General features: G+C 50.2%; 27 protein-coding genes and 1 riboswitch. Of the genes, 12 read left to right on the forward strand and 15 right to left on the reverse strand.

The window, feature by feature from the left end; translation table 11 throughout:
- Nucleotides 1-6: 6 nt before the first annotated feature.
- Both yoaE and FDW97_RS23780 read right to left on the reverse strand, forming a co-directional pair.
- The gene (gene yoaE / locus FDW97_RS05580) at nt 7-1566 is read right to left on the reverse strand and encodes a CNNM family cation transport protein YoaE (RefSeq protein ID WP_038641275.1); all 1560 of its coding nucleotides are present in this window, start codon (nt 1564-1566) and stop codon (nt 7-9) included.
- On the reverse strand, nt 1554-1763 hold the full coding sequence (locus FDW97_RS23780) for a hypothetical protein (protein ID WP_072014731.1): 210 nt from the start codon (nt 1761-1763) through the stop codon (nt 1554-1556). The genes yoaE and FDW97_RS23780 overlap by 13 nt, the downstream gene beginning before the upstream one ends.
- Before the next feature lie 262 nt (nt 1764-2025).
- Between FDW97_RS23780 and manX the strand changes: the two genes are divergently transcribed.
- From manX to mntP, 5 genes are all read left to right on the forward strand, one after another.
- Entirely contained in the window at nt 2026-2988 is a 963-nt protein-coding gene (manX, locus tag FDW97_RS05585) for a PTS mannose transporter subunit IIAB (protein WP_005122176.1), read from the forward strand.
- A 58-nt stretch (nt 2989-3046) separates the two neighbouring features.
- Entirely contained in the window at nt 3047-3847 is an 801-nt protein-coding gene (locus tag FDW97_RS05590) for a PTS mannose/fructose/sorbose transporter subunit IIC (protein ID WP_005122174.1), read from the forward strand.
- 12 nt (nt 3848-3859) lie between these two features.
- Nucleotides 3860-4711: a PTS mannose transporter subunit IID gene (locus tag FDW97_RS05595; RefSeq protein ID WP_006684184.1), complete on the forward strand. Its 852-nt coding sequence runs from the start codon at nt 3860-3862 to the stop codon at nt 4709-4711.
- Nucleotides 4712-4771: 60 nt separating this feature from the next.
- The gene (locus FDW97_RS05600; RefSeq protein ID WP_038641277.1) at nt 4772-5230 is read left to right on the forward strand and encodes a DUF986 family protein; all 459 of its coding nucleotides are present in this window, start codon (nt 4772-4774) and stop codon (nt 5228-5230) included.
- Between the two features lie 197 nt (nt 5231-5427).
- Nucleotides 5428-5532: riboswitch (yybP-ykoY riboswitch) on the forward strand.
- A gap of 130 nt (nt 5533-5662) precedes the next feature.
- On the forward strand, nt 5663-6229 hold the full coding sequence (gene mntP, locus FDW97_RS05605) for a manganese efflux pump MntP (RefSeq protein ID WP_038641279.1): 567 nt from the start codon (nt 5663-5665) through the stop codon (nt 6227-6229).
- On the opposite strand, the gene rlmA is transcribed toward mntP, so the two are convergent.
- From rlmA to mgrB, 6 genes are all read right to left on the reverse strand, one after another.
- A complete protein-coding gene (gene rlmA / locus FDW97_RS05610; RefSeq protein ID WP_137350745.1) occupies nt 6226-7035 on the reverse strand; it encodes a 23S rRNA (guanine(745)-N(1))-methyltransferase in 810 nt (269 codons plus the stop codon). The genes mntP and rlmA overlap by 4 nt on opposite strands.
- A 63-nt stretch (nt 7036-7098) precedes the next feature.
- On the reverse strand, nt 7099-8844 hold the full coding sequence (ftsI, locus tag FDW97_RS05615) for a peptidoglycan glycosyltransferase FtsI (RefSeq protein ID WP_038641283.1): 1746 nt from the start codon (nt 8842-8844) through the stop codon (nt 7099-7101).
- A 219-nt stretch (nt 8845-9063) separates the two neighbouring features.
- Complete coding sequence (cspE, locus tag FDW97_RS05620; protein WP_001062678.1) at nt 9064-9273, reverse strand: transcription antiterminator/RNA stability regulator CspE; 210 nt, start codon at nt 9271-9273, stop codon at nt 9064-9066.
- Between the two features lie 12 nt (nt 9274-9285).
- Nucleotides 9286-9429, reverse strand: coding sequence for a DUF2627 domain-containing protein (locus FDW97_RS05625; protein WP_006684179.1), 144 nt, complete (start codon nt 9427-9429; stop codon nt 9286-9288).
- A gap of 636 nt (nt 9430-10065) precedes the next feature.
- Nucleotides 10066-10350, reverse strand: a complete 285-nt coding sequence (locus tag FDW97_RS05630; RefSeq protein ID WP_069324695.1) for a YebO family protein — start codon at nt 10348-10350, stop codon at nt 10066-10068.
- Nucleotides 10351-10424: 74 nt separating this feature from the next.
- Nucleotides 10425-10568 (reverse strand): PhoP/PhoQ regulator MgrB, encoded by a 144-nt coding sequence (mgrB, locus tag FDW97_RS05635; RefSeq protein WP_038641290.1) that lies wholly within the window; start codon nt 10566-10568, stop codon nt 10425-10427.
- Between the two features lie 164 nt (nt 10569-10732).
- On the opposite strand from mgrB, the gene FDW97_RS05640 reads away from it, so the two are divergent.
- Entirely contained in the window at nt 10733-10972 is a 240-nt protein-coding gene (locus FDW97_RS05640) for a YobH family protein (RefSeq protein WP_038641292.1), read from the forward strand.
- 114 nt (nt 10973-11086) lie between these two features.
- Here the strand turns inward: FDW97_RS05640 and kdgR are convergent, their stop codons facing one another.
- Nucleotides 11087-11878 carry a DNA-binding transcriptional regulator KdgR gene (gene kdgR, locus FDW97_RS05645; RefSeq protein WP_006684175.1) on the reverse strand — a complete coding sequence of 264 codons (792 nt, stop codon included), beginning with the start codon at nt 11876-11878 and terminating at the stop codon, nt 11087-11089.
- A gap of 174 nt (nt 11879-12052) precedes the next feature.
- Here kdgR and FDW97_RS05650 point away from each other — a divergent pair, with 174 nt between their 5' ends.
- Nucleotides 12053-13426, forward strand: a complete 1374-nt coding sequence (locus FDW97_RS05650; RefSeq protein WP_137350746.1) for an MFS transporter — start codon at nt 12053-12055, stop codon at nt 13424-13426.
- Nucleotides 13427-13472: 46 nt separating this feature from the next.
- Here FDW97_RS05650 and htpX read toward each other — a convergent pair whose 3' ends face one another.
- The 4 genes from htpX to FDW97_RS05670 all read right to left on the reverse strand — a co-directional run bounded on the left by htpX (nt 13473) and on the right by FDW97_RS05670 (nt 17895).
- Entirely contained in the window at nt 13473-14354 is an 882-nt protein-coding gene (gene htpX, locus FDW97_RS05655) for a protease HtpX (protein WP_003034964.1), read from the reverse strand.
- A 192-nt stretch (nt 14355-14546) separates the two neighbouring features.
- Nucleotides 14547-16595, reverse strand: a complete 2049-nt coding sequence (gene prc, locus FDW97_RS05660; RefSeq protein WP_069324696.1) for a carboxy terminal-processing peptidase — start codon at nt 16593-16595, stop codon at nt 14547-14549.
- 19 nt (nt 16596-16614) lie between these two features.
- On the reverse strand, nt 16615-17301 hold the full coding sequence (proQ, locus tag FDW97_RS05665) for an RNA chaperone ProQ (protein WP_137350747.1): 687 nt from the start codon (nt 17299-17301) through the stop codon (nt 16615-16617).
- A gap of 96 nt (nt 17302-17397) precedes the next feature.
- Nucleotides 17398-17895 (reverse strand): GAF domain-containing protein, encoded by a 498-nt coding sequence (locus FDW97_RS05670; RefSeq protein ID WP_038641301.1) that lies wholly within the window; start codon nt 17893-17895, stop codon nt 17398-17400.
- Between the two features lie 128 nt (nt 17896-18023).
- Between FDW97_RS05670 and yebS the strand changes: the two genes are divergently transcribed.
- From yebS to FDW97_RS05695, 5 genes are all read left to right on the forward strand, one after another.
- Entirely contained in the window at nt 18024-19307 is a 1284-nt protein-coding gene (gene yebS, locus FDW97_RS05675; RefSeq protein WP_038641303.1) for a membrane integrity lipid transport subunit YebS, read from the forward strand.
- Nucleotides 19276-21909 carry a PqiB family protein gene (locus FDW97_RS05680; protein WP_137350748.1) on the forward strand — a complete coding sequence of 878 codons (2634 nt, stop codon included), beginning with the start codon at nt 19276-19278 and terminating at the stop codon, nt 21907-21909. Before yebS ends, FDW97_RS05680 begins: the two co-directional genes overlap by 32 nt.
- Nucleotides 21910-21988: 79 nt before the next feature.
- Nucleotides 21989-23410, forward strand: a complete 1422-nt coding sequence (gene rsmF / locus FDW97_RS05685) for a 16S rRNA (cytosine(1407)-C(5))-methyltransferase RsmF (RefSeq protein ID WP_121529157.1) — start codon at nt 21989-21991, stop codon at nt 23408-23410.
- A gap of 100 nt (nt 23411-23510) precedes the next feature.
- Nucleotides 23511-23747 (forward strand): YebV family protein, encoded by a 237-nt coding sequence (locus tag FDW97_RS05690; protein WP_029139506.1) that lies wholly within the window; start codon nt 23511-23513, stop codon nt 23745-23747.
- 102 nt (nt 23748-23849) lie between these two features.
- Nucleotides 23850-24041 carry a YebW family protein gene (locus FDW97_RS05695; RefSeq protein WP_032939629.1) on the forward strand — a complete coding sequence of 64 codons (192 nt, stop codon included), beginning with the start codon at nt 23850-23852 and terminating at the stop codon, nt 24039-24041.
- Here the strand turns inward: FDW97_RS05695 and pphA are convergent, their stop codons facing one another.
- Nucleotides 24042-24683: a protein-serine/threonine phosphatase gene (gene pphA, locus FDW97_RS05700; RefSeq protein ID WP_087856062.1), complete on the reverse strand. Its 642-nt coding sequence runs from the start codon at nt 24681-24683 to the stop codon at nt 24042-24044.
- A 73-nt stretch (nt 24684-24756) separates the two neighbouring features.
- Nucleotides 24757-26037: a hypothetical protein gene (locus FDW97_RS05705; RefSeq protein ID WP_137350749.1), complete on the reverse strand. Its 1281-nt coding sequence runs from the start codon at nt 26035-26037 to the stop codon at nt 24757-24759.
- Nucleotides 26038-26453: the final 416 nt, after the last annotated feature.

Raw genomic sequence — 26453 nt, forward strand, 5'->3', positions numbered from 1 at the left:
ACCCGATTACTCGTCTTCGTCGTGAGCAGGTTGTTCTTTAACAATGCGAACTAAATCCACACGATAGTCATTCGCTTCGACAATCGTAATACTCAGCGGCGCAACCTCGATAACATCGCCGACGCGTGGAATATGACCGTTAGCCGCGATGACTAAACCTGCCACCGTCGCGATATCTTCGTCTTCATCCACCAGCGTATCCACGTCCAGCGCCTGCTGCAATGCATGCAGGTCGGTTCCGCCTTTCACCAACCAGCCGCCTGCATCAGCAATAATTTCAGGCGTTTCATCGGCATCGGGGAACTCACCGGCGATAGCTTCTAATACGTCCAGCGGTGTAACCAGCCCCTGCACGACACCAAATTCGTTAGTAACGATCACGAAACTGCCGCGGGCACGACGCAGAACGCCCAACAGATTGATCGGGTCCAGCGTTTCCGGGACCACAATAGCCGGAGAGGCTGAGGCAATCGCCGCCACATCCACACCCTCTTCCAGCGCCACCAGCAGTTCTTTGGCACGGACGATACCGATAATTTCGTCCAGCTCACCGCGACATACCGGGAACAGGCTGTGCGGTGACGAAAGCAATTGCTCGCGAATTTCCGCTACGCTCAGGTCCGCATCAACCCAGCTAATCTCGCCACGAGGCGTCATAATGCCACGTAATGAACGCGAGGCCAGGGAGAGTACGCCGTTGATCATATAGCGTTCTTCTTCCACAAATGCGCCTTCCGGAACGGGCACAGGTACCGGATTGTCGGATTCCATCTGCGCGCTGGCCTGACGTTTACCGCCCATCAGACGCAGGATTGCATCCGCAGTCCGCGCACGCAGCGGCAGGGTCGACTGGTGGCGAATAAAGTTACGACGGGCAATCTGGTTAAACAACTCGATAATGATCGAGAAGCCAATCGCCGCATACAGATAACCTTTCGGAATGTGGAAGCCAAACCCTTCGGCAACCAGACTCAGACCAATCATCAACAGGAAGCTCAGACACAGCACCACCACCGTCGGATGTTGGTTCACAAATCGCGTCAACGGCTTGGAAGCCAGCAGCATCACGGCCATAGCTATCACGACCGCCGCCATCATGACCGGCAGATGGTTGACCATACCGACCGCAGTAATCACCGCATCCAGCGAGAACACCGCATCAAGGATGACAATTTGCGTCACCACAACCCAAAAGCTCGCATAGCCTTTCGTCTGCCCGGTATCATGTTCACGGTTTTCCAGTCGCTCATGCAGCTCTGTTGTTGCCTTGAACAAGAGGAAGATACCGCCCAGCAGCATAATCAGATCGCGCCCCGAGAACGCATAGTCCATTACCGTAAACAGCGGCTTTGTCAGCGTCACCATCCACGAAATCACGGACAACAAGCCCAGACGCATAATCAGTGCCAGTGATAAACCGATTAAACGCGCTTTATCTCGCTGTTTCGGCGGCAGCTTATCAGCCAGGATCGCAATGAAGACCAGGTTATCAATACCCAGAACAATTTCGAGAACGACAAGCGTGAGCAAACCCACCCAAATCTGCGGGTCCATTAATAATTCCATGACAAGCTCCTGCTTAAGGAATGACCAAACTGCGCGCTGAGGATCTCAGGCGTTAAAGCATTATGCAGAGAAAATTTGTGGCAAAAAGTGCCAATCTGACAGGCGCAAAGCGGCCTGAGGGTGAAATGACGTCGGTGACGATCCATATGGTGGGCTACTGCCCTATACTCCTGAGTAATTAAACAGATACTAAACATAACAGAGACAACTGGTTTTTAGCAAAGATTTACCTTCCTTTGCAATAAGTTGTTTCGGAGATATTTTACCCTTCGAAATTTCTTTTCATCGGAAGTTAAATTACGGATCTTCATCACATAAAATATTTTTTTCGATATCTAAAATAATTCACGAAAATCATAGGTTTTTCTTTGTAACCCTTATCTGAATCGATTCGATTGCGGACGACGATTCAAATACATCTTTACGTTGATGTGTTAACGATAATAAAGGAGGTAGCAAGTGACCATTGCTATTGTAATAGGCACACATGGTTGGGCTGCAGAGCAGTTACTTAAGACAGCAGAGATGCTGTTAGGCGAGCAGGAAAACGTCGGCTGGATCGATTTCGTTCCAGGCGAAAATGCCGAAACGCTGATCGAAAAGTACAACGCTCAGTTGGCAAAACTCGATACCAGTAAAGGCGTGCTGTTTCTCGTTGACACATGGGGAGGCAGCCCGTTTAACGCTGCGAGCCGCATTGTCGTCGATAAAGAGCATTACGAAGTTATCGCCGGTGTGAACATTCCCATGCTGGTTGAAACCTTCATGGCGCGTGATGACAACCCGAGCTTTGATGAATTAGTGGCACTGGCCGTTGAAACCGGTAGCGAAGGCGTGAAAGCGTTGAAAGCGAAACCGGTGGAAAAAGCCGCTCCTGCCCCCGTTGCGGCACCAAAAGCAGCAGCACCGGCGAAACCGATGGGCCCGAACGATTATATGCAGATCGGTCTGGCGCGTATCGATGACCGTTTAATTCATGGTCAGGTAGCCACTCGCTGGACCAAAGAAACCAACGTAACGCGCATTATTGTCGTCAGCGATGAAGTTGCCGCCGATACCGTGCGTAAAACGCTGCTGACTCAGGTAGCACCTCCGGGTGTGACGGCGCATGTGGTTGATGTCGCGAAAATGATCCGCGTCTACAACAACCCGAAATATGCAGGCGAGCGTGTGATGCTGTTGTTCACCAACCCGACCGATGTGGAACGTATCGTTGAAGGTGGTGTGAAAATTACCTCTGTAAACATTGGCGGTATGGCTTTCCGTCAGGGTAAAACACAGGTAAACAACGCAATTTCTGTTGATGAAAAAGACATCGAAGCCTTCAAAAAACTCAACGAACGCGGTATTGAGCTCGAAGCGCGTAAAGTTTCGACCGATCAGAAACTGAAAATGATGGATTTGATTGCCAAGGCGAAATAATTCCCTGGCATTTACTTAGTTTTCACACTTAAGTCTGTATAGCAATAGGAGAAGTACAATGGAGATTACCACTCTTCAGATTGTGCTGGTGTTCATCGTCGCATGTATCGCGGGTATGGAGTCGGTACTCGATGAATTTCAGTTCCACCGTCCGTTGGTGGCCTGTACGCTTATTGGCGCCGTTCTCGGGGATATGAAAACCGGTATTATCATCGGTGGTACCCTGGAAATGATCGCCCTGGGCTGGATGAACATCGGTGCTGCGGTTGCACCAGATGCCGCACTGGCGTCAATTATCTCTACCGTTCTGGTTATCGCGGGTCACCAAAGTATTGGTGCCGGTATCGCGCTGGCTATCCCGCTGGCAGCAGCAGGCCAGGTTCTGACCATCATCGTTCGTACTATCACCGTAGCATTCCAGCACGCAGCAGATAAGGCGGCCGAAAACGGCAACCTGACGGCGCTCTCCTGGCTGCACGTGTCCTCACTGTTCCTGCAGGCTATGCGTATCGCTATCCCGGCGGTAATCGTGGCGATTTCTGTAGGTACCAGTGAAGTTCAGAGCATGCTCAACGCCATTCCGGAAGTCGTCACCGGCGGCCTGAACATCGCAGGCGGTATGATCGTAGTGGTTGGTTATGCGATGGTCATCAATATGATGCGCGCGGGCTACCTGATGCCGTTCTTCTACCTCGGCTTCGTCACCGCGGCATTTACTAACTTCAACCTGGTTGCTCTGGGTGTGATTGGCGCAGTGATGGCAATCCTCTACATTCAGCTGAGCCCGAAATATAACCGCGTCGCCGGTGCGCCAGTTCAGGCAGCTGGTAACAACGATCTTGATAACGAACTGGACTAGCAGGTGAGCGAAATGGTTGATATGACTAAAACTACCACCGAGAAAAAACTCACTCCGAGTGACATTCGTGGCGTGTTCATTCGTTCTAACCTGTTTCAGGGTTCATGGAACTTCGAACGTATGCAGGCGCTGGGTTTTTGTTTCTCCATGGTACCGGCTATCCGCCGTTTGTACCCGGAAAACAACGATGCACGTAAGCAGGCTATTAAGCGTCACCTGGAATTCTTTAACACCCATCCGTACGTAGCCGCACCTGTGCTGGGCGTTACGCTGGCGATGGAAGAGCAGCGTGCCAACGGCGCAGAGATTGACGATGGTGCTATCAACGGTATCAAAGTTGGTCTGATGGGACCGCTGGCAGGCGTCGGCGACCCAATCTTCTGGGGTACGGTACGTCCGGTATTTGCTGCGCTTGGCGCTGGAATCGCGATGAGCGGCAGCCTGCTTGGACCACTGTTGTTCTTCATCCTGTTTAACCTGGTGCGTCTGGCAACCCGTTACTACGGTGTGGCATACGGCTACCGTAAAGGGGTCGATATCGTTAAAGATATGGGCGGCGGCTTCCTGCAGAAACTGACTGAGGGGGCGTCAATCCTCGGCCTGTTTGTCATGGGGGCATTGGTTAACAAGTGGACGCACGTGAATATCCCGTTGGTGGTCTCCACTATCACCGGTCAGGATGGTCAGACTCGCGTCACCACCGTGCAGACTATCCTTGACCAGCTGATGCCGGGCCTGGTTCCTCTGCTGCTGACTTTCGCTTGTATGTGGCTGCTGCGTAAGAAAGTGAACCCGCTGTGGATTATCGTTGGCTTCTTCATCATCGGTATCGCGGGCTACGCTGTCGGCCTGCTTGGCCTGTAAGACTGTTGTACACCACCGGGGGCTTGCCCCCGGTTTTTCTATTCAGAGGATTGAGGATTCATGACTATCACGGACCTGGTGCTGGTTCTTTTTATCTTTTCGCTGCTGGCGTATGCCATTTACGATCAGTTCATCATGCCCCGCCGTAATGGCCTTACTCTGCTGACGGTCGCCCTGCTTCCTCGCAGCCGTGTTGACAGTGTTATCTTCATTGGCCTGGTAGCTATTCTTATTTACAACAACGTCACCAGCCACGGGGCGCAATTCACCACGTGGTTATTATGCGCACTGATATTGATGGGGTTGTATCTGTTCTGGATCCGTACGCCGAAAATCATCTTCAAGCAAAAAGGGTTTTTCTTTGCCAACGTCTGGATTGAATATAACCGCATTAAAGAGATGAATTTATCAGAGGACGGCGTGCTGGTGATGCAATTAGAACAGCGGAGATTGCTGGTTCGCGTACGAAATATAGACGATCTTGAAAAAATATATAAACTTCTCATTTCAAATCAGTAAATTAGAAAGATAGCCTGAACTATGTTTTTTATATATTTTTGAAAACAAAACATAGCTAAGGCTATATTACAACGTCCGTAATGTTATTTATTTTAACGTTCTGTTTATAAATAAATCTAAATGAAAATCGTTTTCAATTAGAAGTCAAATATTATTTCCCTGTTTCTTGTTTTATATTCTCAATATATGTTAAGGTTGCGCCCGTCGTTGGGGAGTAGCCGATTTCCAGACTCCGGAAATGTACGTGTCAACATACTCGTTGAAAAACGTGGCGCGTACGGACTGAACATACAGCTTCAGTCAGGCGAGACCATAGGCACATCAACTGCAATGCATACCTGAATGGCACGATATATTTCGTGATTTTAATCTGTGTGCATGGTTACTGGGGGCAGTGATGTGTTTTATGGATACCCCGGTCAGGACGCTGTTATGAATCTCACCGCTACTGTACTTCTCGCTTTCGGCATGTCGATGGATGCTTTCGCTGCATCAATTGGCAAAGGCGCCACCCTGCATAAACCCAAATTTTCTGAAGCTCTGCGCACCGGTCTCATTTTCGGCGCAGTTGAAACCCTGACGCCGCTGATTGGCTGGGGTATGGGCATGCTGGCAAGCAAATTCGTGCTGGAGTGGAACCACTGGATCGCTTTCATTCTGCTGATTTTCTTAGGTGGGCGAATGATAATCGAAGGTTTTCGCGACAACGGTGATGAAGATGAAGAACCGCCGCGCCGCCACGGATTCTGGCTGCTGGTCACCACCGCTATCGCCACCAGTCTCGACGCGATGGCCGTCGGGGTGGGTCTGGCGTTCCTGCAGGTTAACATCATTGCGACTGCGCTGGCCATCGGCTGCGCCACGTTGATGATGTCCACGCTCGGCATGATGATCGGTCGTTTTATTGGTCCGATGCTGGGCAAACGAGCTGAAATCCTGGGCGGGGTGGTACTGATTGGTATCGGCGCCCAGATCCTCTGGGCGCACTTCCACGGTTAATTCTGGCGCTGCCAGATGTGAATACTAAAATCTGTCTGGCAGTCAAACATCGTTTTTCCTGCCAGCGTTTCCCACACTTCCGGTTTTGCCCGCCAGGCGAACGGCGTCATTTGCAGTAATGCAACGGCCTCGCTGCCCTGGAGCTGCATCTGATAGCCCAGCGCAATACTTTGCTGCAGAACAAAACCTTCCAGTTGTTCGGTATGTGGCGCATGCAAACGCACCTCATCATAAATCAGCCCTTTCAGCTCCATTAAATGACGCGGCCCAGGCGTGGCGGTGATTACCCATCCTCCCGGTTTCACCACGCGAGCCAGCTCTTGCGCTTTACAGGGCGCGTAGATCCTGATGATGGCATCCATGGACGCATCGGCAAACGGCAGACGATGGCTGGAAGCCACGCAAAAGGTGACCTGCGGATAACGACGGGCTGCGGCCTTAATCGCCACTTTAGAAACGTCGAGGCCAACGGTCTTGCCGCCAGTCAGCGTATCGGCAAAGGCATGGGTGTAATACCCTTCTCCACAGCCGATATCCAGAATCGCCGCGTTCTCTGAACTCAGCGTCTGCGCAAGCACATTCACAATCGCGTCACGCAGCGGTTGATAGTGTCCGGCATCAAGAAACGCCCGGCGCGCCTGTATCATCTCAGCGCTGTCACCCGGATCGCGCGACCGCTTATGCTGAACCGGCAGTAAGTTGACATACCCTTCTTTCGCCACATCAAACTGGTGCCGCTCAGGGCAAATAAAACTGTTTTTCGTTTGAGTAAGAGGCTGGTGGCAAAGAGGACAGGAAAACGACATGACAACTCCGGCAGGTGATTTGAGGGCGCAAGTGTAACGCGAATTGCGCCCCGGGAAAATAACTTACAGCGTCGGCGAGGATACGCTGTCGCCATGCATCACCAGCAGGTGATCGGAGTCGGCAGGCATGCCGTCTGGTTTAACATTTTCCAGGCGTAAGACATCGCCCATTATCTGGCTGAATACCGGCGCGGAGACGGCGCCCCCATAGTAAGCACCGTTTTGTGGATTATTAATAACCACGACTAAGGCGAATTTCGGGTCGCTCGCTGGCGCAACGCCTGCCGTATAGGCCACGTATTTATCAACATATTTACCATCATCGCCAATTTTTTTCGCCGTCCCGGTCTTCACCGCAACCCGATAATCCCTGACCGCGGCCTTAGTTCCCCCACCGCCGGGTAACGCGACGCTTTCCATCATATGTTCAACCTGATGAACCAGCGCCTCCGGCATCACCCGCGTCCCTATTACCGGCGGATCAATACGCGTGATAGAAAGGGGGCGATAGATGCCAAAGCTACCGATGGTGGCATAGACATGCGCCAACTGGAGTGGCGTCACCATGAGTCCATAACCGAATGCAAAGGTCGCGCGATCCAAATCGCTCCAGTAGCGGCGCTGAGGCATTAAACCACTGCTTTCGCCGGTTAATCCCAATCCGGTTGGATCGCCAAAGCCAAAACGCTTATAGGTATCCAGCAATTTCTGCACCGGCATAGCTAACGACAGGTGTGATACGCCCGTATCGCTTGATTTCTGCAAAATGCCGGTCAGCGACAGCTCCGGGTAAAATCCGACGTCACGAATACGATGTCCGTCGACATTAAAAGGATGGGTATCAATTACGCTGTCCGGTTGCACAATCCCCTGCTGGAGCGCGGTCATAATCACCAGTGGCTTAACGGTCGAGCCGGGTTCAAAGGTGTCGCTAATGGCACGGTTACGAAAATCATCCAGTACCGCGCCGTCTCGATTATTGGGGTTAAAGTCGGGGAAGCTTGCCATGGAGAGAATTTCGCCGGTGTCAATATTAACCAGTACCGCGGCCCCGGATTCCGCTTTATTCCATGTAACGGCATTGTCCAGCGCGTCTTCGGTGACCGTCTGCAAACGCTCATCAATACTGAGTTGTAACTCATGTGCAGGCACCGGCATCACTTCGGTGATATTTTCGATGACATGGCCAAATTTGTCTTTACGGACCAGGCGGGAGCCGGGTTTGCCCATCAACTGGCTATTGAAGCTTTTCTCCAGGCCTTCAATACCCTGGCCATCGATATTGGTGAAACCAATGAGATTAGCCGCAACATGTCCGGCGGGATAAAAGCGGCGTGATTCTTCACGCAGATTGATCCCCGGAAGATTAAGGTTATCGATCCATTCAGCCTGCTGAGGAGAGATCTGGCGGGCCAGATAAATAAAGCGTCCCGCAGGATTACTGTTAACACGCTCAGCCAGAGAACTGAGCGAAATGTTCAGAGTCTTTGCTAACGCCTGCCAACGTTCGTTGTAGCCCACGCCTCCCTTGCTGATAATGGTTTTAGGGTCTGCCCAGACGGCATTCACCGGGACACTTACCGCCAGCGGTCGCCCTTCTCTGTCGGTAATCATTCCGCGTGGCGAGGCAATGGTAACCTCGCGTAACGAACGCATATCTTCCTGTTTTACCAAAGTTGTCGGCGTGACAATTTGTAGCCACGCCACACGACCCAGCAGCAATCCCAGGCTTAATAATATCGCCACACAAAGCAGGGCAAAACGTACGGGAGTAAAATTGCGCGCATCTATGTCGTTTTTCTTTTTCACCTGGACTCCCGCATGATAGTTTTTCAGGTGTCTGATTTAACGAGAAATGCCGCGAGAATGCGGGGAAAACTATGCTACGAACATCACGCCTTTGCAACAAAGCGCTAATGGATGGGCTTTCAGAAATATTTTGACGTAATTTGAATTAAAAAGCCCCGCATAAGCGAGGCTTTATATCTGAGATGGTTGCGCAAGAGCGCATCAAATCAGTGGTGTCGATCAGATAGCTGTTACGTTTACAGCAGCCGGACCTTTCTGGCCGTCCTGAATTTCGAACTCAACGTTCTGGCCTTCAGCCAGAGTTTTGAAGCCGTTACCCTGGATAGCGGAGAAGTGTACGAACACGTCTTTGCTGCCATCAGCCGGAGTAATGAAGCCAAAACCTTTAGACTCGTTGAACCACTTAACTTGACCTTTAATCTTTGCCATTTGCAAAATTCCTTAGAGTATTTTCTTCGCCCGCGGGCATAACATAGATAAAACTGAGACATTACTGCTTGAGGCACTAATATAAGGTTCGGCAGAGAAGCGGTATTCAACGTCAACGTGTTTACTCAGGACTTCTTTACTGAAAATGCCACACATAAACAGAACTGTACCTCGTTTAACCCAAAACGTGTTATCACATACAACGTAAATAATGGCAAGCCATTTTTAAACGTGTCTCGATCGGTCGCACAAATCCTGTTGTTCATCAAACAACCACTGCACAGTTATGCGCCAGACCGAGCAGAGTTATATTCTCACTTCTCTCCCCTTGCCCCGTCAGGCTTGCACCGTCACAGGGACATTTCAACCATAGCTCAATAGCTTCGGTTGTTCCAGGTTATCTGTCACAGGGGCTGGTGGATATCATTTTTTATGCTTAGTAATGCATAAAATGTCACAAGCGTAAAAATGAGATCCGCCTTCTGGTTTTGCACTAAAATAATGAAAGAATGATGACAATGCACAAAAAAAGTAAGAGAAACGTTTCGCTGTAAATAAGACGATCGCTATCACAAAAATGACATAATCATATTTTTAACGTATGGGAAAATATATTTAGATCAGACCGTACGTAAGATATTAATTGGTTAGAGTATCTGAAAATACTCAGGTGACAGGCGACGCCGAACGCTAATTACGCGGCGAGAGCAGAAGAAAATGATCTGACATGTTGACGACAGGATGAGGTATCTGCGAACCGCATCAGCAGACCTTCACCCTGCCATACTGTTTTTAGCGCTCAGCTACCAGGCGGATGATGTCGTCATCTTCATCCTTCGCAGCAACCGCTGCAGGTTCTGCCGTTTTTTCGGGTTCGTTAGCTTCACAAAGGCGACGGAGCAATGCGTTCTGTCTTTTTTGCTGGTCTAACAATGCTTCAAGCAGTTCTATCTGCTCGTTAGTACGCGAACTTGCCCGATTGACGAAAAACCACAACACAAGCCCAACAACCAAAACCACCACCGATACCGCTAAAGACGCAAAACTCAACGCGCCAGAATTCAAAACTTCGTTCATTTCACCACCTCAATGTAGACAGCGTAGTTTACCACTGCCGCACAAGAAGGTAATCAACTGTTGTAAAAATGCGCTTACCAGGGAATAAATTTATTGATGGCACAAATACCGCTGAAAAATTGTACGTCCTGATCGCACATGATGTTAAACACCTGCGCCCACATCAATATGCATACCAGCACGATAACAATCAGTACCACCCAGCGTATTTTTTTCACTCCAGCTCCACTCTTCAACTCTACATCTTATGACTATAAATTATCATGCGTTACCTAAACCCAGCGTTAACTGTAACGGCATTCCATCTTTTTAGGAATGATTGACTTGTTTCATCCCGTGTACAGGCTAATCTACTAATAACGAGAAAAGATAAGAGGTTGTAATGCGTCTGATTATCCGCGCTATTGTGTTGTTAGCTCTGGTTTGGATCGGTTTATTACTCAGCGGCTATGGCATTTTGATTGGAAGTAAAGAGAATGCGGCCGGTCTGGGTCTGCAATGCCAATATCTGACCGCTCGCGGGACCAGCACTGCACAATATGTCCACTCAAACAGCGGCCTTATTGGCCTTTCAGATTGCCCTGTATTGCGGAAAAGTACTGTCGTTATCGATAACGGTTAAGATAGCGGCAATACATTCTCAATGCTATTTGCGCAAAACAGCGTTAATTTTATTCATTAAAAAACCCCAGGTACGCAATACCTGGGGTTTTACACTTAGCGCTATTGCTGCGGATTAGAACGGATAGTCGTTATAGCCCATTTGTTCAGAAATCTTACGCGCTGCCGTATGCAGCATCGCCACATATTCGTGTAAACGCTCTTCGGAAAAGCGCAGCGTCGGGAATGAGATACTCAAACCCGCAATCACCACACCAAAACGGTCAAACACTGGAACACCGATGCAGCGCAGGCCTTCTTCCTGCTCTTCGTTATCTTCGCCGTATCCCTGTTCACGTACTTTATCTAACAATACCAGCAATTCATCAGTATTTGTGATAGTACGGTCGGTGCTGCGTTTATACTCGATGCCGTCAAGAATTTCCTTCACTTCATCGCGGTCACGCCATGCCAGAAGAACTTTACCGATAGCCGTGCTGTACAATGGGTTACGACGACCGACGCGGGAATACATACGCAGATTGTACATGGAGTCGATTTTATGAATGTAGACGATGCTGTCTTCATCCAGCGCACCAAGGTGTACGGTCTCTTTGGTCAAACGTGAAAGTTCACGCATCTGGATGTCAGCACTACGGATCAGATCAACGTTTTGTAACGCGCGCGCACCCAGTTCGAATAATTTCAGGGTCAGGGAGTATTTCTCTGACTCCCCTTCTTGTGCCACATAACCCAGCGTTTTCATGGTCTGCAAAAAGCGATAAACGGTGCTTTTCGACATCATGACGCGTTGCGACAGCTCGGTAATACCAATTTCGCGCTCTTCACCCAGCGCCTGCAGGATGCCAAAAACTTTCAGCACGGAAGATACAGAATCAGGTTGTTTATCCAGATCTGCGATTGCCATTTATCACCTCATTACGAGTGTTTTATAAAAATCAGAACCGGTTTTTATTATAATTTCACGGACCTGCCCTCGCAATCGCTCTTTGCTTACTTAGTTACAAATCTGCGACCTAACGCCTGTATATCAATGCTAAGATTATTATTCTCATCATAATTCCCGATAAAATGACCCCTTATGGAAAAAATTCAGGCTGATGGCCTGCCATTGCCCCAGCGATATGGTGCAATTTTAACCATTGTTATTGGCATCTCTATGGCAGTACTCGACGGCGCAATAGCTAACGTGGCACTTCCGACGATTGCTACCGACCTTCAGGCGTCACCCGCCAGTTCAATCTGGATCGTTAACGCCTATCAAATCGCCATTGTCGTTTCACTGCTGTCACTCTCATTTTTGGGTGATATGTTTGGCTATCGACGCATTTATAAATGTGGTCTCGTCGTATTCCTGCTTGCCTCGCTGTTCTGTGCTTTATCAGACTCGCTACAAATGTTAACTCTGGCCCGCGTGGCTCAGGGGTTTGGCGGCGCGGCGCTGATGAGTGTAAATACAGCATTAATTAGACTTATTTATCCCCAGCGTCAGCTTGGTCGGGGGATGGGAATTAACTCCTTCATCGTGGCGGTATCCTCAGCGGCAGGCCCCACCATTGCCGCGGCGATCCTCTCTGTCTCGTCATGGAAATGGCTGTTTCTGATTAACGTCCCGCTGGGAATAATTGCCCTGCTGCTGGCTATGCGCTTTTTGCCACCTAATTCGTCCCGCAGCAATAAACCACGCTTTGACCTGCCAAGTGCGGTAATGAATGCCTTAACGTTTGGCTTGTTAATTACCGCGCTCAGTGGATTTGCGCAAGGGCAGTCGCTAAAATTGATTGGCACCGAGCTTGTGGCGCTTATCGTGGTCGGTTTTTTCTTTATCCGCCGCCAGTTGGCGTTGCCGGTACCGTTATTACCGGTTGACCTGCTGCGTATTCCGCTGTTTTCACTCTCGATTTGCACGTCAATCTGTTCATTTAGCGCGCAAATGCTGGCGATGGTTTCTCTGCCCTTCTTTCTTCAAACCGTGCTCGGTCGTAGCGAAGTCGAAACGGGCCTGCTATTGACCCCATGGCCGCTGGCAACCATGGTGATGGCGCCGCTGGCCGGATATCTTATCGAACGCGTCCACGCGGGCCTGTTAGGTGCACTGGGTATGGCCGTGATGGCAAGCGGATTATTTGCCCTGGTGTTACTTCCCTCTGCGCCCTCCGATATTAATATCATCTGGCCGATGATATTGTGCGGCGCGGGTTTTGGTCTATTTCAGTCACCGAATAACCACACCATCATCACCTCCGCACCGCGTGAACGCAGCGGCGGGGCGAGCGGGATGCTGGGGACTGCGCGCTTGTTAGGGCAAAGTACCGGCGCGGCACTGGTGGCGTTAATGCTCAATCAGTTTGGTGACAACGGAACACATATGTCGCTGATAACTGCGGGTGTACTGGCAACGGCTGCCGCCATAGTGAGCGGCTTACGTATCACGCAGCCGCGCGTTCAGGCATAAAAAAAGCGCGTCTGACGACGCGCTTTTTCTTCCAGACTTCTTCGGGTTACTTCAGGTATTCCCCACTACGCAGCGCTTCAATACGCTTATCCAACGGCGGGTGAGTCATAAACAGCTCACTCAACGATTTGGATTTACCGTTGATACAGAACGCCATCATGCTGGTGGCTTCCTGCGGTTCATAGCTTGTTTTCAGACGCTGCAACGCGGCGATCATCTTCTCACGGCCGACCAGTTTGGCAGAACCGGCATCCGCATGGAATTCACGGTGGCGTGAGAACCACATGGTAATAATGCTGGCCAGAATACCAAACACCAGTTCCAGCACCGTCGCCACCGCAAAGTAGATTAATGGGTTACCGTTGCTGCCCTCGCCCTCATCGCGGTTACCGCCCATAAATCCGGCGGCAATTTGCGCCAGAATACGGGAGATAAAGATAACGAAGGTGTTGACCACCCCCTGAATGAGGGTCATGGTCACCATATCGCCATTAGCAATGTGGCTGATCTCGTGCGCGATAACTGCTTCGGCTTCGTCCGGGCTCATGTTTTGCAACAGGCCAGTACTCACAGCCACCAGCGAAGCATCCCGGCGAGCACCGGTAGCAAACGCGTTAATATCTGGCGCATGGTAGATTGCAACCTGCGGCATAGCGATACCCGCCTGACGGGCCTGATTCGCTACCGTATTCATCAGCCAGCGTTCTCTTTCATTACGGGGCTGTTCGATCACTTCCCCGCCAACGGACTTTAACGCCATCCATTTGGACATCAGCAGCGAAATGAAGGAACCACCAAAACCAAACAGCAGTGCCATGATCAACAAGCCTTGAACGCTGCTTGACTGAATCCCTGTCAGGCTCAATACCAGCCCGAAAACGACCATCACAGCCAGGTTCGTCAGCAGGAAGAGCGCGATTCGCATCATAATTTTCTTTTAACCTCAATTTAACAAAACGCACTATGCGATTACCCATATCGTATGGGTCTTATGGCTATTTTCAAGCATCCATAGGTGCTAAGTCACCAGAAAGACACAACTTTACATTTTATCGTATCAGACTGACGTCTTCATGCGGTTGTTAAAAAAACAGGCACAATTTCTTGTGCCTGTTGGAGGTTATTGACTGGTTGCGGGCTGTTCCGCTGGCTTCTCTTTTTCAAGATGCGCCAGGTCGAGCGCGATTTTTACCGTTTCATCCAGATACGGATCCGGCTCCTGGTAATCTTTCGGCAGATCGTCCAGTTTCTTCAACAACGGTTTGCCTTCACGCTTAAACCGGTCGTTGATGCGCGCCAGACGCAGTGCATCATCTTCGTTATTCTCTTTCTCACGCTGAGCGTAATTCAGAGAAGCAATGCTGCGCTTATCCTTCATCGCATTAAATCGCGCAATGTCCTTCATGATGTACTGGAACTCAGGATCGTTCGCAATACGTGCATTGTGCTCTTTTAGCAATTCAGGTCCAAATGGCGTCAGGTTATCAGACTTTGTATAGGTTGCCGCATCAATGCTATCCCACGGCAGTGCGTTATCTTCAAACTTTTCACCGGTTTCAGTTTCTTCATTACCTGTCGGCATGATGATATCCGGCGTAACACCCTTACGCTGCGTACTGCCACCATTTACACGGTAGAATTTCTGGATCGTGTACTGAACGGAACCCAGCGCTGGCCATTCCGGACGCAGCATCTGATCATAAATACGGTTCAGAGAACGATACTGCTGTACGGTGCCCTTCCCAAAGGTCGGTTCACCGACGATCAGCGCACGCCCATAATCCTGCATTGCCGCGGCAAAAATTTCCGATGCCGAGGCACTGAAGCGATCGACTAACACCACCAGCGGACCTTTGTAATACACAACACCGTCGGTATCGCTGTCTTCACGCACTTTGCCGTTATTGTCACGAACCTGAACCACCGGGCCGGAAGGAATGAACAGACCAGAAAGCGAGACCGCTTCGGTCAGTGCGCCACCACCGTTAGTACGCAGATCGATAATCACGCTGCTGACATTCTGTTTTTCCAGTTTCTGCAGCTGAACTTTTACGTCATCCGTCAGGCCAACATAGAAACCAGGAATATCCAGTACGCCGACCTTTTCTTTGCCAACGGTTTTCACAGACATTTTAACCGCGCGGTCTTCGAGACGAATGCGTTCACGCGTTAGCGTGACAATGCGCGTCTTGGTGCCTTTACCAGCAGGCAGGATTTCGAGGCGAACTTTGCTGCCTTTAGGTCCTTTGATCAGCGCCACAACATCATCCAGACGCCAGCCAATCACATCGACCATGCCTTTTCCGGTCTGGCCCACGCCGACAATACGGTCGCCAACGCTTATCGCTTTGCTCTTGGCTGCCGGGCCGCCTGCCACCATGGAGTTAATGACGGTGTAGTCATCATCCATTTGCAGAACTGCGCCAATACCTTCCAGAGACAAGCTCATTTCAGTATTAAACTGTTCTGTGTTGCGCGGAGAAAGATAGTTAGTATGCGGGTCTATTTCACGAGCAAAAGCCGTCATCGCCAGTGAGAACACATCTTCACTGTTCGTCTGCGCCAGGCGGCGAATGGCAAATTTATAGCGACGTGTCAGCGTTTCGCGAATTTCCGCATCGGTTTTACCGGTCAGCTTCAGACTGAGTTCGTCAAATTTTACTTTGCCGTCCCACAGCGCATTGAGCTCTGCTTCGCTCTTCGGCCACGGAGCTTTGCTCCGGTCGAGGTTAAAGGTGTCAGTCCCGGTAAAATCCATTGGACGCGCCAGCACGCTTAGCGCGTACTGATATCGTTCAAATCGGCGTTTTTGCGCCAGATTATAAAGATCGTAAAAGACATCCAGCTTGCCCGTGCGCAGTTCATCGCCGAGGACAGTTTTCTTTTTTGCATACTGTTCGATATCGCTCGCCAACAGCACGTTATGGCTGTAGTCGAGCAGATTCAGATAGCGGTCAAAAATTTTTGCCGAAAACGCCTGATCCAGATCGAACTGGCGATAGTGTGAACGTGTAAAACGTGAAGTTACACGTTCACTCACCGTCGCATGCTGGGTTTCTTCCTTTAAAACGGGGATTTGATCGGCACGCGTGATGTCTTCTACAGCAAGTGCCTGGCCTGCTAATGCAAGCAGACCAGCTAACGCAGTAAGCCTAAAAAAAGTGTTCATGCCAGGCCTGGCCTCCGTTTCAGAACACCAGGTGTTCTGCGCGTACAATCAAAGACATACCCGAATTCAGCTGTACACGGACGCCATCTTTGGTGATTTCTAATACGGTGGCATCCATCGCATTATTACCTGCTTTCACCTTCAAGGACTGCCCTACCGTCAGCACTGAAATATCAGATACCGGGATATGCTGTTCTTCACGAGGAGCACGCGGTGCTTTTGCTGCTGGTTTTTCAGCGCGAGGTTTACGTTCAGCCCCTTCTTTACGACGCGGAGCAGGACGCGGCTTACGCTCGCGACGCGGTGCGTCTTCTTTTTCGCCGGCAGCAGCGGCCGCTTCGCGTTTTTTCGCCTGTTGCTCTGCACGTTGCGCCTGAACGCGAGCTTTAGCTTCTTCCAGCTGTTTGCGAGCATGTTCAACATGTTGCTCATCCAACTCACCACATGGGTTGCCGTCGAGATCAACACGCGTTGCGCCCAATTTAACGCCATACAGATAGCGCCAGCTTGAAGTATAGAGACGTAAGGCAGAACGGAGCTGTGTCTTGCTGAGGTTCATTTCGCCCTCAACACGCTCTACCAAATCCTGAAAAATGCCAATTTTCAGTGGGCGCGCTTCGCCTTCAGCACTAAAACACTGCGGGAAGCGTTCGGCCAGAAACGCGATGACTTCTTTACTGCTATTCAACTTAGGTTGATTTTCCATGAAATTTCCTGATTACAACGGACGTAGCCAACAAGCGCAGGCATGAACAGGCGACATTATAATGACGTCATCAGTAATTGCTACGTTATCCGTTGATTATCCTGCGACGCTCGCAAAGAATTTTTTGTAATCCGTCGTTGCAAGCACGGTTTCAAGCTGTGCCACAAGCGTACGCAGCCCCTGTTCGTCTTCTTCAGTGAAGCGACCAAACGCAGTGCTATCAATATCCAGCACGCCGATTATCTGATTTTCAACGGTGACAGGCAGAACGATTTCCGCGTTGCTGGCGGCATCGCATGCGATGTGCCCGTCAAACGCGTGCACGTCTTCGATACGCTGCACCTGATTGCGCGCCACCGCGGTACCGCATACACCACGCCCTACCGGGATCCGCACACAGGCAATTTTGCCCTGGAAAGGGCCAAGTACCAGAGTCTCGCCCTCAAGCAGGTAAAAACCGGCCCAGTTTACTTGTGCAAGACGCTCGTACAACAATGCGCTGGTATTTGCCAGCGTTGCCAGAAAACTGGTTTCACCTGCCATTAATGCCTGAAAATCACGGTTCAGATCCGTGTATAGCTCTGATTTGTTCATTATGTAATCACTTAGTTGTCTTACTTAAAACTGCAGCCTACTAAAATAAACATTAAATGCGTTAATGCTCAAGATCATTCCCGTCATGAGTTAAGATAACATTACTTCAACATTTTGATACGCGATACATGGCCCTTACGACATCACGCATCACGCCAACTAAAAAAATAGCCATCAGGTCTATCGGCGAGGCACTACCGCGTGCACATTATCATCGTTGTCCTGAATGCGACCTGATATTTAGCTTGCCTAAAATGCGCTCGCACCAAAGCGCATTCTGCCCACGCTGTCAGGCAAAAATCCGTGACGGACGCGACTGGTCCTTAACGCGGCTGGCAGCAATGGCAGTCACCATGTTGCTGCTGATGCCCTTCGCCTGGGGAGAGCCGCTGTTACATATTTTTTTGCTCGGTGTACGCATTGACGCCAATGTGATGCAGGGTATCTGGCAAATGACCCGCCAGGGTGACCCACTCACCGCATCTTTCGTGCTATTTTGCGTTGCGGGCGCGCCGATTATTCTCGTTACCTCAATCGCTTATCTGTGGTTTGGTAATATTCTCGGGATGAACCTGCGTCCGGTGCTACTGATGCTGGAAAGGCTCAAAGAGTGGGTGATGCTCGATATCTATCTTGTGGGTATCGGCGTCGCGTCAATTAAAGTTCAGGACTATGCTTATTTGCAACCTGGGGTGGGACTGTTTGCTTTTATTGCGCTGGTGATCCTCAGTATTTTGACGTTATCGCACCTCAACGTAGAACAGCTTTGGGACCGTTTTTACCCACAAAGGCCTGCTCGTCGGCCCGATGAAAAGCTTCGCGTTTGCCTTGGTTGCCACTTTACAGGGTATCCGGACGCCCGCGGCCGCTGCCCTCGTTGCCACATACCGTTGCGCTGGCGCAGAAATCAAAGTATTCAAAAATGTTGGGCTGCTCTGCTGGCCTCGATTGTCCTGCTGCTGCCTGCGAACCTCCTGCCTATCTCGATTATTTATGTCAATGGCTCCCGGCAGGAAGACACGATCATGTCAGGCATACTGTCTCTGGCGAACAGTAATATCGGCGTGGCGGCGATCGTGTTTATTGCCAGTATTCTGGTGCCATTCACCAAAGTGATTGTGATGTTTACGTTGCTCATCAGCATTCATTTTAAATGTGAGCAAGGATTGCGTACCCGCATCAAACTACTGCGCATAGTGACCTGGATTGGTCGCTGGTCAATGCTGGATCTTTTTGTTATCGCTTTAACCATGTCGCTGATTAATCGCGATCAGATACTTGCTTTTACTATGGGACCGGCTGCGTTTTATTTCGGCGCAGCGGTAATATTGACTATTCTTGCAGTGGAATGGCTGGACAGCCGCTTACTTTGGGATGCACATGAGTCAGGAAACGCCCGCTTCGCAGACTGAAGCGCAGATTAAAACAAAACGTCGTATCTCCCCGTTCTGGCTGCTGCCGTTCATCGCATTGATGATTGCAGGATGGCTTATCTGGGGAAGCTATGAAGATCGCGGTAATACCGTAACCATTGACTTTATGTCGGCGGACGGCATTGTGCCTGGCCGTACCCCTGTTCGCTATCAGGGCGTCGAAGTGGGCACGGTGCAGGACATCAACCTCAGCAAAGACCTGCGTAAAATTGAAGTCCGCGTCAGCATCAAATCAAATATGAAAGATGCACTGCGCAAAGATACCCAGTTCTGGCTGGTCACGCCGAAAGCGTCACTGGCGGGGGTTTCCGGCCTGGATGCGTTAGTTGGCGGCAACTATATCGGCATGATGCCCGGAACCGGCGAGCCAGAGGATCATTTCGTCGCGCTTGATACGCAGCCGAAATACCGTCTGAACAATGGCGATTTGATGCTGCACCTGCGGGCCCCCGACCTCGGTTCGCTTAATAGCGGCTCGCTGGTTTATTTCCGCAAAATCCCGGTAGGTCGGGTCTATGACTACACCATTAATCCAAATAATCAGGGCGTAACCATCGACGTGCTGATTGAACGTCGCTTTACCAATCTGGTGAAAAAAGGCAGTCGTTTCTGGAACGTATCAGGGGTAGACGCGGATGTCAGCCTCAGCGGCGCCAAAGTGAAACTGGAGAGTCTGGCTGCGCTGGTAAATGGCGCCATTGCCTTTGACTCACCGGAAGATTCGCAACCCGCCGTTGCCGACGACACGTTTGGTTTGTATCAGGATCTCGCACACAGCCAGCGCGGCGTGATCGTTAAGCTCGACTTACCCAGCGGCGACGGACTGAAAGCAGGCTCAACTTCGCTGATGTATCAAGGATTAGAAGTCGGTCAACTGACCAAACTGGATTTAAATCCGGGCGGGAAAGTCACCGGCGAGATGACGGTCGATCCCAGCGTCGTCACGCTATTGCGCGACAACACGCGTATTGAATTACACAGCCCTAAATTATCATTAAGCGATGCGAATCTCAGTTCGCTGCTGACGGGCAAAACATTCGAACTGATACCTGGCGAGGGCGAGCCGCGTAACCAGTTTGCGGTGATTCCTGCAGAGCAATCATTGCTACACGATCCGGGCGTCATGACGCTGACGCTGACCGCGCCGGAAAGTTACGGTATTGATGCCGGCCAACCGCTGATTCTTCACGGCGTACAGGTCGGTCAGGTGATTGAGCGCACGCTCTCCAGCAAAGGCGTTTCGTTTACCGTCGCCATCGAACCGCAGCATCGCGAGCTGGTGCAAGGCGACAGTAAGTTTGTGGTCAACAGTCGGGTCGATGTCAAAGTTGGGCTTGATGGCGTGGAGTTTCTTGGCGCCAGCGCCAGTGAGTGGATCAGCGGCGGCATTCGTATTTTGCCTGGTACAAAAGGTGAAATGAAAAAAAGCTACCCGCTGTATGCCAACCTGGAAAAGGCGATTGAGAACAGCCTGAGCGATCTGCCAACCACCACGGTCAGCCTGAGTGCCGAGACGCTGCCCGATGTGCAGGCCGGTTCGGTGGTCTTATATCGTAAATTCGAAGTCGGTGAAGTGATTAGCGTTCGTCCACGCGCCGATGCGTTTGATATCGATCTGCATATCAAACCGGAATATCGCAACCTGCTGACCAGCAACAGTGTGTTCTGGGCCGAGGGCGGCGCCAAGGTTCAGCTTAACGGCAGCGGTTTAACCGTTCAGGCTTCTCCCCTGTCGCGAGCGATTAAAGGCGCAATTAGCTTCGATAACCTGAGCGGCGCCAGCGCCAGCCAACGCAAAGGCGACAAGCGGATTCTGTATGCGTCAGAAACCGCTGCGCGTGCGGTGGGCGGCCAGATAACCCTGCACGCTTTCGATGCCGGTAAACTGGCGGCCGGGATGCCGATTCGCTATCTGGGAATTGATATTGGCCAGATCCAGACGCTTGAGCTGATCACTGCCCGTAACGAAGTTCAGGCCAAAGCGGTACTGTATCCGGAGTACGTACAGACCTTTGCGCGTAGCGGCACACGCTTCTCCGTAATTACCCCGCAAATCTCAGCAGCCGGCGTGGAGCATTTAGATACCATCTTACAGCCGTATATCAACGTTGAACCTGGCCGCGGTAACCCGCGCCGTGATTTTGAGCTGCAGGAAGCTACTATCACCGACTCTCGTTACCTCGATGGTCTGAGTATTGTGGTGGAAGCACCGGAAGCGGGTTCATTAAACATCGGTACGCCAGTTCTGTTCAGAGGTATTGAGGTGGGGACCGTCACCGGGTTGACGCTCGGCTCCCTTTCCGATCGCGTGATGATCGCTATGCGCATCAGCCAGCGCTATCAGCATCTGGTGCGTAACAACTCTGTATTCTGGCTGGCATCCGGCTACAGTCTCGACTTCGGCCTGACTGGCGGCGTCGTGAAGACCGGTACCTTTAATCAGTTCATTCGCGGTGGGATCGCCTTTGCAACCCCGCCGGGTACGCCACTGGCCCCGAAAGCACAGGCTGGTAAACACTTCCTGTTGCAGGAAAGCGAACCGAAAGAGTGGCGTGAATGGGGAACCGCCCTGCCACGATAATCTCTCCCTTTGCTCCGGCGTACTCGCGCCGGAGCACTTATGCTACACTGCGCACCTGTTTTTTTGCCGGTGGTACCAAGTGGCTTATTTTCCCGACGCGTTTCTGACACAAATGCGTGAAGCAATGCCTTCCACGCTCTCATTCGATGATTTTCTCGCTGCCTGCCAGCGTCCGCTGCGCCGTAGCATCCGCGTCAATACGCTGAAAATCTCTGTTGCCGATTTCCTCACTCTGACAGCGCCATATAACTGGTCGCTCACCCCTGTTCCATGGTGTGCTGAAGGCTTCTGGATTGAACGCGATGATGAAACGTCACTGCCGCTCGGCAGCACCGCAGAACATTTAAGCGGCCTGTTTTATATTCAGGAAGCCAGCTCAATGTTGCCAGTCGCCGCGCTGTTTGCCGATGGCAATACCCCGGAACGCGTAATGGATGTCGCGGCAGCTCCCGGCTCCAAAACCACGCAAATTGCCGCCAAAATGAATAATCAGGGAGTGATTCTGGCGAATGAGTTTTCCGCCAGTCGCGTCAAAGTCCTGCATGCCAATATCAGCCGCTGCGGTATCAACAATGTCGCCCTGACCCATTTTGACGGGCGGGTATTCGGCGCGGCATTACCAGAAACATTCGATGCCATATTGCTGGATGCTCCATGTTCCGGCGAAGGCGTGGTACGTAAAGATCCCGATGCGCTGAAAAACTGGTCCATAGAAAGTAATCTGGAAATTGCCGCAACCCAGCGTGAGCTCCTCGACAGCGCATTTCACGCTCTGCGTCCCGGCGGCACATTGGTTTATTCAACCTGTACGCTGAACCGTGACGAAAACGAAGCCATTATGCAGTGGTTGATTGAAACCTACCCGGATGCCGTTGAATTTTTACCGTTGGGCGATTTATTCCCGGAGGCTGAACACGCCCTGACGCCGGAAGGATTCCTGCATGTGTTCCCGCAGATCTACGATTGTGAAGGATTCTTCGTCGCGCGTTTGCGCAAAACGGCCGCCATTCCTGCGCTACCCTCACCGAAATATAAAGTGGGCAACTTCCCGTTCAGCCCGCTGAAAGGACGTGAATCCGCGCTTGTTGCTCAGGCCGCTAACGCCTGCGGATTACAATGGGCAGACAATTTACGCCTGTGGCAGCGCGATAAAGAGATCTGGTTATTTCCGACAGAGATTGAACCCCTGATTGGCAAAGTTCGTTTTTCCCGCCTCGGGGTTAAACTGGCTGAAACCCACAACAAAGGGTATCGTTGGCAGCATGAAGCCGTCATCGCCCTCGCCGATCCAGGCCACAGCCATGCGTTCGAACTGAGCCTTGCCGAAGCGGAAGAGTGGTATCGCGGTAGAGATGTTTACCCGCAAACTTCACCCGCAACTGACGACGTGTTAGTTACGTTCCAGCATCAGCCGATCGGCCTGGCAAAACGTATTGGATCGCGATTGAAAAATAGCTATCCACGCGAGCTTGTCCGGGATGGCAAACTCTTTACAGGATAACGCACGTTTTGACTGGCGCTTTTGCTAACGTTGACTACGCTGAAAAATGGACGACCTAACTGGTCGTACCACAATCAGCAGATAAACGGAGAGCACGATGATGAAAACCAGTGTGCGCATTGGCGCTTTTGAAATCGACGACGCCGAGTTGCATGGCGAATCGCCGGGGGACCGAACGTTAACCATTCCATGTAAATCCGATCCGGATTTATGTATGCAACTGGACGCCTGGGATGCCGACACCAGCGTCCCGGCCCTTCTGAATGGAGAGCATTCTGTTCTGTTTCGCGAGCACTACGATCGTAAGTCAGATGCCTGGATCATGCGCCTTGCCTGATTCAAAAAGAACCCGTCGCCAGACGGGTTATTTCCTGGCTAATTTCCCTCATCTATCAACATCTTCTACACTAGAGGTATGGCTTTACCATTAGAGGATGGAATGTTCACGCTGGTTCTTTTTGTGTGCTACCTTGACGGCGGTTGTGAAGATATCGTGGTTGATGTCTACAAAACTGAGCAGCAATGCCTTGTATCGATGGACGATCAGCGCATTCGTAACGGCGGATGTTTGCCTGCGGACGATTATATCGACAGCTTCTGGCGTCCGGCCCAGGAATACAGTGATTTCTGATTATTGCAGTTGCACCAGCGTTAATTCGCCGCCAAATACCGCACCGGTATCAATATAGTGCAGATTGTCGCGATCCAACCGATGCCGCAGCGGCGTATGTCCAAACCAAAAGTGATCCGCGCCGCGTATGCCGTTACCATTGTTCATCAACCGCGCACGATCCCACAGTACCCGCTGTAAATCGACCTCTTTTTGCCACTGGTAATCATCATCCGGGTAATCAGCATGAGCAACAACGTGTATACCACTCCGGCAGCGTAGTTCCAGAATCCAGGGTAACTTTCGGCACGCTTCCAGTGCTAACCTCGCCGCGGGCTGATCCGCGTGAGCAAACCACGCGCCGCCGTTCATAAACCACGACAGTTGCTCCCCCGTCGCCAGTGCATCCAACGCCATCTGCTCATGATTGCCCCTGACTGCCACAATCCAGCTTTTACGCATCAGGCGCAGGCAACGGAGACTGTCAGGGCCACGGTCGATAACATCGCCCACTGAAACCAACAGATCCTGCCAGGGATCAAAATGGCACTGGCGCAGTTTAGCCATCAATAAAGAGAAGCAACCGTGGAGATCCCCAACGACCCAGACGTGTCGCCAGTTTGTTGCTGCGATCCGCTGGTAGATATTGTCAGGCTGTCCCATTTGACCTCCTGCATACAAATATTACCCTTCACTTAATTAAACCATAGCAGCAAAATTCCGAACGATGCTGGTGTCACGACCATATGTGATCAGCCCGCCTAACAGGCACCTGGGCAACAGCTTCCAGCTCTTCTTCCAGTTCTGTAACAATAGATTGCAGGTCATAAGTGGGTGCATTTCGCGTGCTGGCTCTTTCTTCTCTTTTATGTTTGCTAGTTATTTTTATATAAAAATCAATAACCTCAGGTATGTCTGCTGTGATTTTTTTCACGTCATTATCATGGTAAAAGAGCAGTGGCGGCCCACCCTGGGTATTAAATGCAACGGCCTTTAATGGTGTCAGCTCCATAGCTTCAATAAATCCTTTATCACAGCTTAAAATTCCAGGGAAAAAATACCGTTGATTATTTCCGGTATTGAAGGTAATAGCTTGTTCTAAATATCTACAATGAGTAAGGTCCCATGCCATCCCATGTAAAGCTGGCCACATATTTTTTGATTTTTTATGTATCTTGTTAAAAAATCTAAATTGAGTTCCTCTTTTAAAGAACTCACTTGCAAGAATCAGCTCTCTTGTGGCCAGAAAACCGACTTTGTTGTGTGCAAAAATTAACAGATCGATAAGTTTATTCTTTAGCGATCTGGCGGGTGACTTGATTTGGATGATACTCATCATAAGAAGGTAAGCGTATATACTATCATGTCGATCTCGTAGCGCACGCCTGAACTCAGAATCCTTGTGTTTAGCAAGCATAGAATTAAAATGCCTGTCAGTTTTAAGAAAAAGCTCACTTTGTGATATTTTTGATGTCAATTTCCCGGTATTTCCCGTTTTGATGAAATCTACATCCTTTATAAACTCGTAACCTAACAATTTATCAAATATTTTATGATGGTTTTCTTTTACATCTAAATTGTTAAGATTCTCCAGTTCATACAATACAGAATCTACCTGAGTATTTTTATGGGAAATAAAATTGAATATTTCTTCAATGTCATCATCTAAACCTGAGACCTTTCCGTTAATATAAGGCCGCAAATAACTTAATGCCTGGCTATCAAGGGATATTGAGTAGTCTATTTTAAAAGTAGAGCAGCGTTTATCACTAAACATTTCTTCTATCGTTTGAGGATCCATGACGAACACGTTTTCATCATTGAATAAAGAACGAATAGATGCTCCGTTTTCGAATTTTTTGTTAGTTTGAAAGCCCGGATATGGACCTTTAGGAGACGAAAATACAAATTTATATTCAGGTATTAACTGATAGACATTAGTGTAGAGATTTAATGAGGAAGAGAGATCGTCTGCATTACCAATTTCCATCACCAGCCATTCTTTAAACTTATCCATTTCTTCTGTCTCTTTACTGTGAGTCTAAGTCCCGAGTCAGTGGTGAGAACTTCACCTATTGATGAAGAAGTATACCGCTATCGGTACAAGCGAGTCCAAACGTCTGTGGAAACAAGAACCCACTGAAAACACTGACACATAAGTCATGCACACTCCTGGATACGAGGAAAAACAGCGCCCATCCCTGTTCTTTTTCTCTGCAAATACACTGTGAATGTTAAAAACTGTGTGGTATAACGAAGCAATCCCAAATACTGATATGTGGACAAATTTCGGAAATTTTTGGACATGACGTTCTAACTTATTGAAATGAAATCCGCATAAAAAGAGACCGAATACGATTCCTGTATTCGGTCCAGGGAAATGGCTCTTGGGAGAGAGCCGTGCGCTAAAAGTTGGCATTAATGCAGGCTAAG

The organism is Citrobacter sp. wls708, from assembly GCF_005281255.1.
In the GTDB taxonomy this organism is placed as follows: domain Bacteria; phylum Pseudomonadota; class Gammaproteobacteria; order Enterobacterales; family Enterobacteriaceae; genus Citrobacter; species Citrobacter werkmanii.